At 70.1% G+C, this 13,287-nt stretch carries 8 protein-coding genes; 5 read left to right on the top strand and 3 right to left on the bottom strand.

What is annotated here, in order from left to right; all coding sequences use genetic code 11:
• Nucleotides 1–73: 73 nt before the first annotated feature.
• Entirely contained in the window at nt 74–1,105 is a 1,032-nt protein-coding gene (locus ACIQKA_RS17000; RefSeq protein ID WP_402541393.1) for an alanine racemase, read from the top strand.
• A gap of 45 nt (nt 1,106–1,150) precedes the next feature.
• Here the strand turns inward: ACIQKA_RS17000 and ACIQKA_RS16995 are convergent, their stop codons facing one another.
• Both ACIQKA_RS16995 and ACIQKA_RS16990 read right to left on the bottom strand, forming a co-directional pair.
• A complete protein-coding gene (locus ACIQKA_RS16995) occupies nt 1,151–2,638 on the bottom strand; it encodes a glycosyltransferase family 87 protein (RefSeq protein ID WP_402541392.1) in 1,488 nt (495 codons plus the stop codon).
• Between the two features lie 135 nt (nt 2,639–2,773).
• On the bottom strand, nt 2,774–5,536 hold the full coding sequence (locus ACIQKA_RS16990; RefSeq protein WP_402541391.1) for a transglycosylase domain-containing protein: 2,763 nt from the start codon (nt 5,534–5,536) through the stop codon (nt 2,774–2,776).
• Nucleotides 5,537–5,904: 368 nt separating this feature from the next.
• On the opposite strand from ACIQKA_RS16990, the gene ACIQKA_RS16985 reads away from it, so the two are divergent.
• From ACIQKA_RS16985 to ACIQKA_RS16975, 3 genes are all read left to right on the top strand, one after another.
• On the top strand, nt 5,905–6,585 hold the full coding sequence (locus ACIQKA_RS16985; RefSeq protein WP_383149514.1) for a helix-turn-helix transcriptional regulator: 681 nt from the start codon (nt 5,905–5,907) through the stop codon (nt 6,583–6,585).
• 48 nt (nt 6,586–6,633) lie between these two features.
• Entirely contained in the window at nt 6,634–7,716 is a 1,083-nt protein-coding gene (locus ACIQKA_RS16980; RefSeq protein ID WP_383149516.1) for an inositol-3-phosphate synthase, read from the top strand.
• Nucleotides 7,717–7,789: 73 nt separating this feature from the next.
• Nucleotides 7,790–9,049: an MFS transporter gene (locus ACIQKA_RS16975; protein ID WP_402541390.1), complete on the top strand. Its 1,260-nt coding sequence runs from the start codon at nt 7,790–7,792 to the stop codon at nt 9,047–9,049.
• Nucleotides 9,050–9,138: 89 nt separating this feature from the next.
• Here ACIQKA_RS16975 and ACIQKA_RS16970 read toward each other — a convergent pair whose 3' ends face one another.
• Nucleotides 9,139–10,605 (bottom strand): CCA tRNA nucleotidyltransferase, encoded by a 1,467-nt coding sequence (locus ACIQKA_RS16970; protein WP_391096659.1) that lies wholly within the window; start codon nt 10,603–10,605, stop codon nt 9,139–9,141.
• 227 nt (nt 10,606–10,832) lie between these two features.
• Here ACIQKA_RS16970 and ACIQKA_RS16965 point away from each other — a divergent pair, with 227 nt between their 5' ends.
• Nucleotides 10,833–13,250 (top strand): DUF6049 family protein, encoded by a 2,418-nt coding sequence (locus ACIQKA_RS16965; RefSeq protein WP_402541389.1) that lies wholly within the window; start codon nt 10,833–10,835, stop codon nt 13,248–13,250.
• Nucleotides 13,251–13,287: the final 37 nt, after the last annotated feature.

Raw genomic sequence — 13,287 nt, 5'->3', positions numbered from 1 at the left:
CGGTTCCGTACCCTCGTAGTCACCTGACACCTCCGCGACACACCGCAGCCACCAGAAAGGTTCCGGGCCGGCCATGGCGCTCTCCCTGTACGTCGACACCGCTCGCTGGCGGGCGCACCAGAAGTCGGTCATCGACCAGTTCCCCGGTCTCATCCCCGTCTGCAAGGGCAACGGCTACGGCTTCGGGCACGAGCGGCTCGCGGACGAGGCGGCCCGGTTCGGCGCCGACATGCTCGCCGTGGGCACCACGTACGAGGCCGCGAGCATCAAGGACTGGTTCAGCGGCGACCTGCTGGTCCTCACCCCCTTCCGCCGGGGCGAGGAACCGGTTCCGCTGCCCGACCGGGTGGTGCGCTCCGTGTCCTCCGTGGACGGCGTCCACGCCCTGGTGGGCGCCCGGGTCGTGATCGAGTGCATGAGCTCGATGAAGCGGCACGGCGTCCGCGAGGAGGAGCTCCACCAGCTCCACGCCGCCATCGAGGACGTGCGCCTGGAGGGCTTCGCCCTCCACCTCCCGCTGGACCGCCCGGACGGCACCGACGCCGTCGAGGAGGTCATCGCCTGGATGGACCGGCTGCGGAACGCCCGGCTGCCGCTGCACACCATGTTCGTGAGCCACCTGCGCGCCGAGGAGCAGGCCCGGCTCCAGCAGCAGTTCCCGCAGACGCGTTTCCGGGCCCGCATCGGCACCCGGCTCTGGCTGGGCGACTACGAGGCCACGGAGTACCGGGGCGCGGTCCTCGACGTGACCCGGGTCGCCAAGGGCGACCGGTTCGGCTACCGCCAGCAGAAGGCCGCGTCGGACGGCTGGCTGGTCGTCGTCGCCGGCGGCACCTCGCACGGCGTGGGCCTGGAGGCGCCCAAGGCGATGCACGGCGTCATGCCGCGCGCCAAGGGCGTGGCGCGGGCCGGCCTCGCCACCGTCAACCGGAACCTGTCGCCGTTCGTGTGGGCGGGGAAGCAGCGCTGGTTCGCCGAGCCGCCGCACATGCAGGTGTCGATCCTGTTCGTGCCCGCCGACGCCCAGGAGCCCCGGGTCGGCGACGAGCTCGTGGCGCACCTGCGCCACACCACGACGCAGTTCGACCGGCTCGTCGAACGCTGACCACCCGGTCCGGGGCTCCGGGAGCCCCGGACCGTCGACGGCCGTTCAGCCCCGGGAGGCCTGCTCCTCCGGAGCGCCCCACCGCACCCGCTGCGCCTCCTCGGAGGCCGGCGCGGCGTGCCCCGCGCCGCCCGCCACGAAGACGTCCTCCGCGTCGTCCAGGACGCCCCCCGAGGGGTCGTCCGAGCCGTCCTGCCGGACCGGGTCCTTCTCGGGCGCCAGGACATCGCGCACGACCACCGCGCACAGGTACAGGGTGCCGAGCAGGTGCAGGACGATCGTGAACTGGTAGCCGTCCGCCGGCAGGCCCTGCTTGTTGCCGCCCATCGTGAACGCCAGGTACATCCAGACGCCCAGGAAGTACACGACCTCGCACGCCTGCCAGATCAGGAAGTCGCGCCAGCGCGGCCGGGCGAGCACCGCCAGCGGGACCAGCCACAGCACGTACTGCGGCGAGTAGACCTTGTTGACGAGGACGAACGCGGCGACGGCCAGGAAGGCCAGCTGGACGAAGCGGGGCCTGCGGGGGGCCATGAACGCCAGGTAGGCGAGGGCGATCACGGCCATGCCCATCAGCAGCAGCGCGTACAGGTTGGCCCGGTCGGGCGTGATCGTGGTGCCCGTGCGCTGGCTGACGAGCAGCCAGACCGAACCGAAGTCGACGTTCCGCTGCCTGCTGAAGAGGTAGAACTGCTTCCACCCCTCCGGCGCGAGCAGCATCACCGGCAGGTTCACGACCAGCCAGGCCCCCGCGAAGCCGAGCACCGCGGCCCCGTACGCCCGCCACTTCCCGGCGCGCCAGCAGAGCAGCAGCAGCGGGAGGAGCAGCAGGACCGGGTAGAGCTTGGCGGCCGTGGCGAGGCCCAGCAGGACCCCGAAGGCCAGCGGCCGGCTCCGCGCCCACATCAGGACGGCGGCGGCGGTCAGCGCGACGGCGAGCAGGTCCCAGTTGATCGTGGCCGTGAGCGCCAGCGAGGGCGCGAGGGCGACCAGGAGCCCGTCCCAGGGACGCCGGCGGTGCGTCCGGGCCACGCAGACCGCGAGGACGGCCGCGCAGACCATCAACAGGCCCGCGTTGACCAGCCAGTACGTCTGCTCGCGTTCCGTCGTGTCGCCGCCCGGTGTCATCCAGGCCGCGACCTCCATGAAGAGCCCGGTCAGGACGGGGTACTCCAGGAACGGTATGCCGCCGGGCAGCCGGTCGAAGTAGGGGACCAGGCCGTCCGCGAAGCCCCGCCCGGAGAAGAGGTGCGGGATGTCCGAATAACAGGCGTGCGTGTACTGGGAGGTCGTCCCCCGGAACCAGGCCCAGTTGTAGCAGGGCAGCTTCTGCACCATGCCCAGGGCGAACATGCCGATGGCCACGAGGGCGACCACCCGCACCGGGGACAGCCGTCCGGTGCCGGGCAGGGCCCGGCGTCCGTAGGGACCGCCGATCAGTTCGCTGCCCGCTTCGGCCACCTCGTCCCGGTGGGTGGGGATGACCGTCTGCGAGCGCTCCCGCGGCGCGCTCGACTTCTGGAGGCTCGGCATGGGGGACATCCTGCCGTACGTCTCCGGGAAAACGGCGGGGGCCGCCGCGGCCGGATCCGTACGGAAGGTACAGAGCGGCCGCGGCGGCCCCCGAGGAGTGCCCCGGGCGGGGCGGCGGGACTTCCCCCACGTGCCCTACGGCACCCAGGCCCCGCCTCCGGGCCTGTTCCCGCCCGGCCTGCCGCCTCCGTCGTCCGTCGGCGTGTCGGTCGGGTTCGGGTCACCGGTGTTCGTCGGCGTGCCCGTGGGCTGCCCGGTGTTGCCGCCCGGGTCGCCCGGGTGGTTGCAGTCCCAGTCCCAGATGTCGCAGGACGGCTTGTTCGTCGGCGGCGTCCTGGTCGGCGTGGGAGGAGTCGTCGACGGGGTGGTCGGGGGAGTCGTCGACGGCGTCACGGTCTCGGTCGGCGTCGGGGTGGCCGTCGGCGACTCGGTCATCGTCGGCGTCGGCGTCGGGCTCGACGCGCCGCCGCCGTAGACGGCCTTGGCGTCCTCCAGGGTCCCCGGCTTGGGGAACTTGACCTTCGGGTCCTTCGCGACGGCCGTGGTCATGTAGTCGTTCCAGATCCGCGAGGGGAACGACGAACCGTGGATCTTCGGCTGGTTGCCCGTGCCGTACATCTTCTCGAACTTGCGGTCCTTCTTGGTGTCGTCGTCGTCGTAGCGGTACATGTCGATCGCGGTCGACAGTTGCGCGGTGTAGCCGACGAACCAGGCCGAGAGGTTGTCGTCCGTCGTACCGGTCTTGCCCGCCACGTCACGACCGGGGATCGCCGCCTTGCGGCCGGTTCCCTTGGGGTTCTCCACGACGTCGCGGAGCACATCGGTGACGTTGCTGGCGACGGCCGGGGTGAAGGCCAGCTTGGTGTCCGACTTGTGCTTGTGGAGCTCGACGCCGTCCTTCTCCACCCTCGTCACCGAGTAGGGGTCGTTCTGCTTGCCCTGGTTGGCGAAGGTGGCGTAGGAGCCGGCCATGCGGATGGCGCTCGGGCTGGAGATGCCGAGGGAGAACGAGGGGACCTCGCCCTTGACGAGCGAGTTCTCCAGCAGGCCGGCGTCCACGGCTGCCTTGCGGACCGTGCCGATGCCCACGTCCATGCCGAGCTGCACGTAGGGCGAGTTGGCGGAACGGATCATGGCCTCGCGCAGCGTCATGTTGCCGTAGTCCGCGTTGTCGTCATTGGTCTGGCGCCACTCCTCGCCCTTCTCGTTGTGCCAGATCTCGCCGTTGTACTTCCGGACCGCCAGCTTGTTCTTGCCGGAGTAGAGGCTCTTGTCCGGGTCCACGATCGTGCGGGTGGAGGCGTCCTGCTCGGCTTCCAGCTCCTTGTCCCGCACGCCGTCCCGCATCGCGGCGGCGAGCACGAAGGGCTTGAATGTCGATCCGACCATGGCGCCGGTGGCGTCGGCGTTGTTGTTGAAGTGCTTGGTGGCGTCGACGCCGCCGTAGAGCGCGACGATCGCGCCGGTCGCCGTGTCGACGGAGGCGCCGCCGAACTGGACGTTCGTGTCCGTGGTGGGTCGCTTCTCGGGGTCGATGTACTCGTCGTAGACCTTCTTGACCGACTTCTCGAGCGCGGCCACCTTGTTCTTGTCGAAGGTCGTGTAGATCTCGTAGCCGCCGCGCTCCAGCTCCGCCTCGCCGAGGTTGAACTGGCTCTTGATGTTCGCCTTGGCGGTCCTGACCAGGTAGCCGATCTGACCGCTCAGCTTGGCGCTCTGGCCGGGCTTCTGGATCTTGGGGAACTCCGTGTACTGCGCCCGCTCCGCGGACGTGATGTGCTCGTCCTTCTCCATCTCGTCGAGGATCCACTTCCACCGCTTGGTGGCCCGCTCGGTGTTCTTCTCGGCGGTGGCGTTGGGGTCGATCTCGGGGTAGCCGGCCGGGTCGTAGTACGTCGCGCCCTTCAGCACCGAGGCGAGCAGGGCCGCCTGGCTGGGGTTGAGGCTGCCGGCGTCCGTGTTGAAGTAGGCCCGGGAGGCCGCCTGGATTCCGTAGGCACCGCGCCCGTAGTACGCGGTGTTCAGGTAGCCGGCCATGACCTTCTCCTTGCCGACCTCGTTGCCGACCTTCAGGGCGATGAAGAATTCCTTCGCCTTGCGGGTGAGGGTCTGCGACTGGTCGTCGAGGAGGTTGTTCTTCACGTACTGCTGGGTGATCGTCGAACCGCCCTGGGTCTGGCCGCCCTTGGCCATGTTCCAGATGGCGCGTCCCATGCCCTTCGGGTCGATGCCCGAGTCGTCCCAGAAGGTCTTGTTCTCCGCCGAGACCACCGCGTTCTGCATGTTCTTCGAGATGCCCGAGAGCGGGACGATCTGGCGGTTGGCGCCGTCGCCCGTAGCGACCATGACGGAGCCGTCGGCCCAGTGATAGATGTTGTTCTGCGACTTCGCGGTGTCGGCCTCGTTGGGGATGTCCACCTGCGAGTACGCGAAGGCCGCCGCGCCCATCAGGCTCACCGCGAAGAACAGGAACGTGCCCGTCACGAGCCGCCACGAGGGCAGCCAGCGCCGCCAGCCGTACTTGTCGTGGCGCGGATAGTCGATGATCCGCTTCTTGCCGGGTCCGCGCCCCTCGGGGCCGCCCCCCGGGCCGCGCCCCCCGCCGCCGCCACCGCGTCGGCCGCCACCGGATCCGCCGGGGCCGCCGGGACCGGATCCGGCTCCCTTCCTGCGGCTGCCGCGCTGGGCGGCGCGACGGGCCTCCGCGCGTCCGCCGTAGGGACGCTGTTCTCCACCATGGGCGGAAGGCGCCCCGTAGGAAGCCGAAGGGGCCTCCGTACCGGCGTCTCGAACCGGGGCCGACCTGCGGCCCACCGGCTGCTGGGCAGCGCGCCGTGCCGCCGCGCGTCCACCCGTCGGTGGCTGCTGCTGCGGCGCTTTGCGACGATGCTCGCTCATCGAACGACTACTCCTCGGGCAGGCGAGTACGCCTGGAAGCGGCAGTTGAGTTCCGGTCCCCCCGAAATGCGCACGGCCGGGACCCATCGGAGGTCCCCCCGTACCGCAGCCGGTCACCCGCAGCACTGACGCCCCACGGCGTCGCTCGGTTCCCGGTGGTCTGCATCCGCACAGACTACGCACGGCCAAAAACCACCTAGAGCCGGACTTCACCCCAAATCAGGCAAGTCACCTGCTGTGAATTGAGGATGTGACGCCGGTCACGACGGGTCCACTTGTCGCCACAGAGTGACCGTTCTATCGTGCTGATGTATCGAGTCGATACATCAGCACGGCATAAGGGCATCGGCGGAAGGAGGAGGCGACGGATGAGCAGACGCTCCGGCATCCTCGAATTCGCCGTCCTCGGCCTGCTGCGCGAGGCTCCGATGCACGGATACGAGCTGCGGAAGCGGCTCAACACCTCGCTGGGCGTCTTCCGGGCCTTCAGCTACGGAACGCTGTACCCCTGCCTCAAGACGCTGGTCGCAAACGGCTGGTTGATCGAGGAACCGGGCAGCGCTCCCGAGGACACCCTCGCCGCGTCGCTCGCGGGTCGCCGGACCAAGATCGTCTACCGGCTGACCCCGGAAGGTAAGGACCACTTCGAGGAGCTCCTCTCCCACACCGGGCCGGACTCCTGGGAGGACGAGCACTTCGCCGCCCGCTTCGCCTTCTTCGGGCAGACCGAGCGCGAGGTGCGGATGCGCGTCCTCGAAGGCCGCCGCAGCCGGCTGGAAGAGCGCCTGGAGAAGATGAGCGCCTCTCTGGCCCGGACGCGCGAGCGCCTCGACGACTACACGCTTGAGCTGCAGCGCCACGGCATGGAGTCCGTGGAGCGCGAAGTGCGCTGGCTGAACGAGCTCATCGAGAGCGAGCGGGCGGGACGGGATCGACGATCCGGTCCCGGGACCGCCGCTCTGCACGACAACGATTCTGGAGAAACGGGCGGCCTGCCCCGGCACGGGGGCAGTACCCGGCCGGATCCGTCCGACGACACCACCACGTGAATCCCGCGCACAGCAGGGCTTCACACGATCACACAGGGAGCAACCGGAATGGGTTCGGTTCGCGTAGCCATCGTCGGCGTGGGCAACTGCGCCGCCTCGCTGGTCCAGGGCGTCGAGTACTACAAGGACGCCGACCCGGCGGCCAAGGTCCCCGGACTGATGCACGTCCAGTTCGGCGACTACCACGTCGGTGACGTCGAGTTCGTCGCCGCCTTCGACGTCGACGCGAAGAAGGTCGGCCTCGACCTCTCCGACGCCATCGGCGCCAGCGAGAACAACACCATCAAGATCTGCGACGTCCCGAGCAAGGGCGTCACGGTCCAGCGCGGCCACACCCTCGACGGCCTCGGCAAGTACTACCGCCAGACCATCGAGGAGTCCGCCGAGGAGCCGGTGGACGTCGTCCAGATCCTCAAGGACCGCCAGGTCGACGTTCTCGTCTGCTACCTGCCCGTGGGCTCCGAGGAGGCCGCGAAGTTTTACGCGCAGGCCGCCATCGACGCCAAGGTCGCCTTCGTCAACGCCCTCCCGGTCTTCATCGCCGGCACCAAGGAGTGGGCGGACAAGTTCACCGAGGCCGGTGTCCCGATCGTCGGCGACGACATCAAGTCGCAGGTCGGCGCGACCATCACGCACCGCGTGATGGCGAAGCTGTTCGAGGACCGCGGTGTCCGTCTCGAGCGCACCATGCAGCTCAACGTCGGCGGCAACATGGACTTCAAGAACATGCTGGAGCGCGAGCGCCTGGAGTCCAAGAAGATCTCCAAGACGCAGGCCGTCACCTCGCAGATCCCCGACCGCGAGCTGGGCGAGAAGAACGTCCACATCGGTCCGTCGGACTACGTGGCCTGGCTGGACGACCGCAAGTGGGCGTACGTGCGCCTCGAGGGCCGTGCCTTCGGCGACGTTCCGCTGAACCTGGAGTACAAGCTCGAGGTGTGGGACTCCCCGAACTCGGCCGGTGTCATCATCGACGCCCTGCGCGCCGCGAAGATCGCCAAGGACCGGGGCATCGGTGGCCCCATCCTCTCGGCGTCCTCGTACTTCATGAAGTCCCCGCCGGTGCAGTACTTCGACGACGAGGCCCTCGCCAACGTCGAGAAGTTCATCAAGGGCGAGGTCGAGCGCTGATCACGCCGCACGCCTGACGATCGGGGGCCCCGGGCACTGCCCGGGGCCCTCCTCGTGTGTGAGTCTTGCTGCCATGTCCGTCGTACGTGATCTGCGCGTACTCCTGCGCCTGACGAACTTCCGCCGCCTGCTCGCCGTCCGACTGCTCTCCCAGTGCGCCGACGGCGTCTACCAGGTGGCCCTGGCCACGTACGTCGTCTTCTCCCCCGAGAAACAGACCTCCCCCACCGCGATCGCCTCCGCCATGGCGGTGCTCCTGCTCCCGTACTCGCTCGTGGGGCCCTTCGCCGGTGTGCTCCTCGACCGCTGGCAGCGCCGCCAGGTCTTCCTGTACGGGAACCTCCTACGCGCCCTGCTCGCGTGCGGGACCGCGATGCTCGTCCTCGCCTCCGTGCCCGACTGGCTCTTCTACGCCTCCGCGCTCTCCGTCACGGCCGTCAACCGCTTCGTCCTCGCGGGGCTCTCGGCCTCGCTCCCGCGCGTCGTCGACGACGAACGGCTGGTCGTGGCGAACTCGCTCTCCCCCACCGCCGGCACCCTCGCCGCGACCGTGGGGGGCGGCCTCGCCTTCGGCGTCCGCCTGCTCGCCGACGGCTCCGACGCCGCCGTGGTGACCTTCGGCGCCGTCCTCTACCTCTGCGCGGCCCTCGCCTCCCTGCGGATACCCCGGGAGCTCCTCGGGCCCGATCCGGGCCTGGTGTCCCAGCGCCTCGGCACGGCGCTGCGGTCGACGGCCCGCGGTCTGGCCGAGGGGCTGCGGCACCTCGCCGAACGGCGGCCCGCCCTCCGGGCGCTCGCCGCGGTCGGGCTCATGCGGTTCTGCTACGGCGCCCTGCTCGTCACCGTGCTCATGCTCTGCCGCTACACCTGGAGCTCCACCGAGTCCGAGGGCCTCGGCCTCCTCGGGCTCGCCGTCGCCCTCTCGGGAGCGGGCTTCTTCGTCGCCGCGGTCCTCTCCCCGTGGGCGATCCGGCGGTTCGGTCCCTTCGGCTGGATGACCGTGTGCACGGCGATGGCGGCCGTGCTCGAACCGGCGCTCGGCCTGACCTTCGCCCCCGTCCCCTTCCTCGTCGCCGCCTTCCTGCTCGGGCTCGTCACCCAAGGGGCCAAGATCGCGACGGACACGGTGGTGCAGACGTCCGTGGACGACGCCTACCGGGGCCGGGTCTTCTCGCTCTACGACGTGCTCTTCAACGTCGCCTTCGTCGGCGCAGCAGGGGTCGCGGCGCTGATGCTGCCGTCCGACGGGCGTTCCGCCCCACTGATCGTCCTGGTGGCCGTGATCTACGGATCGATCGCCGTGGCCCTGTACGGAGCGCGCGAAGAGGGGTGATGTTTCACGTGAAACGCCACCCCTCGCCACGTACCAGTCGAGTGGGCCGGTGTTTCACGTGAAACACCGGCCTACCCGACGAGCTCCGTTCAGCCCTGTGTCGCCCACCACTCCTTGAGCGCGGCGACGGCCTGGTCGTGCTCCACGGGCCCGTTCTCCAGCCGGAGCTCAAGCAGGAACTTGTACGCCTGGCCGATGGCCGGGCCGGGGCCGATGCCCAGGATCTCCTGGATCTGGTTGCCGTCGAGGTCGGGACGGATCGCGTCCAGCTCCTCCTGCTCCTGGAGCTGGGCGATGCGCTCCTCCAGGCCGTCATAGGCGCGGGAGAGCGCGGTCGCCTTGCGCTTGTTGCGCGTGGTGCAGTCCGAGCGGGTCAGCTTGTGCAGACGCGAAAGCAGCGGACCGGCGTCCCGCACGTAGCGGCGGACGGCCGAGTCGGTCCACTCACCGGTCCCGTACCCGTGGAAGCGGAGGTGCAGCTCCACGAGACGCGAAACGTCCTTGATCATCTCGTTGGAGTACTTGAGCGCGGTCATGCGCTTCTTGGTCATCTTCGCGCCCACGACTTCGTGGTGGTGGAAGGAGACCCGTCCGTCCTTCTCGAAGCGACGGGTGCGCGGCTTGCCGATGTCGTGCAGCAGGGCCGCGATGCGCAGCACCAGGTCGGGGCCGTCCTCCTCCAGGTCGATCGCCTGGTCGAGCACGGTCAACGAGTGCTCGTAGACGTCCTTGTGCCGGTGGTGCTCGTCGCTCTCCAGCCGCAGCGCCGGCAGCTCGGGCAGCACGTGCTCGGCGAGGCCGGTGTCCACGAGGAGGCCGAGGCCCTTCCGCGGGTGCGCCGAGAGGAGGAGCTTGTTGAGCTCCTCGCGGATGCGCTCGGCGGAGACGATCTCCAGCCGGCCGGACATCTCCTTCATGGCGGTGACGACCTCGGGGGCGACCTCGAAGTCCAGCTGTGCGGCGAACCGCGCGGCCCGCATCATGCGCAGTGGGTCGTCGGAGAAGGACTCCTCCGGCGTGCCCGGCGTCCGCAGCACCCGGGCGGCCAGGTCCTCCAGGCCGCCGTACGGGTCGATGAACTCCTTCGCGGGGAGGGCCACGGCCATGGCGTTGACGGTGAAGTCACGCCGGACGAGGTCCTCCTCGATCGAGTCGCCGTAGGAGACCTCGGGCTTGCGCGAGGTCCGGTCGTACGCCTCCGAGCGGTACGTGGTGACCTCGATCTGGAAGCGCTGAACGGTGTCCCCGACGCGGGCGTCCTTCTGGCAGCCGACCGTCCCGAAGGCGATGCCGACCTCCCACACGGCGTCGGCCCACGGGCGGACGATCTTCAGTACGTCCTCGGGGCGCGCGTCGGTGGTGAAGTCCAGGTCGTTGCCGAGCCGGCCGAGCAGGGCGTCCCGCACCGAGCCACCGACCAGCGCGAGGCTGAACCCGGCCTCCTCGAAGCGGCGGGCGAGGTCGTCGGCGGCGGGGGACACGCGCAGCAGTTCACTGACCGCGCGGCGTTGCACCTGGCTCAGTGCAGTCGGGGTGTCTTCGTTGGCGTTCGGCACAACAGAAAAGGGTACGTGCCCCGGCTCACCCCGACGTCCTCGTTTTCCGGGAGCGGAGCCGCCCCGCTTCCCGGGCGCGGGGGCGTCGGTCCGCGCGCACCGGCGGCCGGTCGAAGATCGCCTGGAGCAGTCCCCGGCACTTGCTCCCAGCATGCCTCGTTACCATGCCTGGACACAGCAACCGGGAACCCCCGACACCACAGACAACGACGAGGACGGGCGAACGCGTGGCCGAGGCGGCAGACATCAAGGGGACCGCTCCCTCACCTGCCCGCCGATGGCTGCGGCGCACACTCAGCGTCACCGTCGGAGCACCCCTCCTCGCCGGACTGCTCCAGGCCCCGGTCTCCGCCTCCCCGGCGACGGCCGCTCCCGCCGCGGTCACCGCCCCTTCGACGATCACCGCCGAGGACGCCACCGGGTCGAAGACCGTCGACGTGTCGATCGACACCCTGACACCGAGCGCCCCCGTCGAGGGCGACACCGTCACCCTCACGGGCACGGTCACCAACCAGGGCAAGAAGCCCGTCACCGACGCCTCCGTCGAACTGCGCGTCGGTCCCCTGATGACCAGCCGCAGCGAGATCGAACAGGTGACGGGGCGCACGGGCTACCGGGGCGACAGCGACCCCGCTCCCGTGCCGGACGCCCCCACCGCCAAGATCCCCAAGCTGGGCGCCGGCCTCAGTGCGGACTTCTCCCTCTCCGTGCCGGTCGCCGACCTCGGACTCGACGGGGCGGGCGTCTACCAGCTCGGCGTCTCCCTCACCGGGCAGACTCCGGACCGCTCCTACCCCCGGGTGCTCGGCATCGAGCGGACCTTCCTGCCGTACCAGCCCGAGCCCACCGAGAAGAAGACCCAGCTCACCTACCTCTGGCCGCTGATCGCCTCGGCCCACGTCTCGGCGGAGACGGCCACGGACGACCAGCAGACCCCGGTCTTCGAGGACGACGCCCTGGCGGCCGAGCTGCGTCCGGGCGGGCGCCTCGACCAGATGGTGGCGCTGGGCAAGGACCTGCCGGTCACCTGGGTGATCGATCCCGACCTGCTGGCCACCGTCGACGCCATGGCGAACGGCTACCGCGTCAAGGACGGCTCCCTGCACGTCCCCGGCACCCACAAGGAGCTCGCCGGGCGGTGGCTGGGCGCGCTGGAGAAGGCGGTGCAGGGGCACAAGGTCGTCGCCCTCCCCTTCGCCGACCCCGACCTCGCCTCCCTGGCACACCGTGGCAAGGACGTCCCCGGCTCCCTGGGACACCTTCAGTCCGCGACCGCCCTCGCCGGAATGACGGTCGAGACCGTCCTCCACGTGCAGCCCTCCACCGACTTCGCCTGGCCCGTCGAAGGGGCCGTCGACCCCGCCATCGTGGCGGTCGCGACCTCGGCCGGCGCCGACAAGGTGATCGCCCGCAGCGACAGCGTCCGCGACGAACTCCCCTACACGCCCACGGCGGCCCGCCCCCTGGGCAACGGCAGCACCACGGCCGTGGTGAGCGACGCGCTCCTGTCCACCGCCTTCGAGGGCGACATGGTCCGCTCGGAGAACTCCACGCTCGCCGTTCAGGACTTCCTCTCCCAGTCGCTCGCGATCACCCTGGAGCAGCCGGAGAAGCAGCGGAGCGTCGTGGTCGCCCCCCAGCGGGTGCCGACCGTCGCCCAGGCGCAGACGATGGCGACCGCCCTGCGCGGCCTCTCCGGCCGACGCTGGAGCCAGCCGAGCGACCTCGTCGCGGCGGCGACGGCCAAGCCGGACCCGGACGCCTCCACCGCGGTGCCCGCCGCCTCGCGGTACCCGAAGAAGCTGCGCGACCGGGAGCTGCCGGTCCAGGCCTTCCGCGACATGAAGACCACCCGGGACGAGCTGAACGACTTCAAGGTCGTCCTGACGTTCCCGGACCGCGTCGTGACCCCGTTCGGCAACGCGGTCAACCGCGAGATGTCGACGTCCTGGCGCGACCGGACCAGGGCCGCCGCGATCTACCGGGACAACGTCCAGGGCTATCTTCAGCGCCTCACCAAGAGCGTCCAGCTGGTCGACAAGTCCGACCTCACGCTCTCCGGCCGCAGCGCGACGATCCCCGTCACCGTCCAGAACAAGCTGCTGCAGGGTGTGGACCACCTGGTGCTGCGCCTCGTCTCCAACAACAGGAACCGGTTGCAGATCAACGGCGAACGGACCGCCGAGCTGCCCGTGAAGGTCGGCGCCGGGCACAGCCAGTCGGTGAAGTTCGACGCCACGGCCGCCGTGAACGGCCAGGTCCCGGTGACGGCCCAGCTCTACACCGAGGACGGCACTCCCTACGGGAAGCCGATGTCGTTCACCGTGAAGGTCTCCGAGATCACCCCCACGGTGATGCTGGTGATCGCCGGAGGCGTCCTCCTCCTCGTCCTCGCCGGCGTGCGGATGTACACCCAGCGCAAGCGACTGGCGGCCCAGGCCGCGGAAGCCGAAGCGGCCGAAGGCACCGGGGCGACCGAAGAGACCGACGGGGCCGGGGAGTCGGAAGGTGCCGGAGCGGACGGGCCGGTCGCGGAGCCGGGGAAAAACGGCGCGGACGGACCCGAGCAGCCGAGTGACCCGACACCGGACACCGGGCCCGAAAGCGGCGACCCGTCGGCCACGGGTGAGAAAGTGGACCGTTGAGCGATGTCGTGGCCGGTCGGCCGGGGACGATGAGGTG

It is taken from the genome of Streptomyces sp. NPDC092045 (assembly GCF_044756005.1).
GTDB lineage: Bacteria > Actinomycetota > Actinomycetes > Streptomycetales > Streptomycetaceae > Streptomyces.
This window is presented reverse-complemented; position numbering and strand designations above follow the sequence as displayed.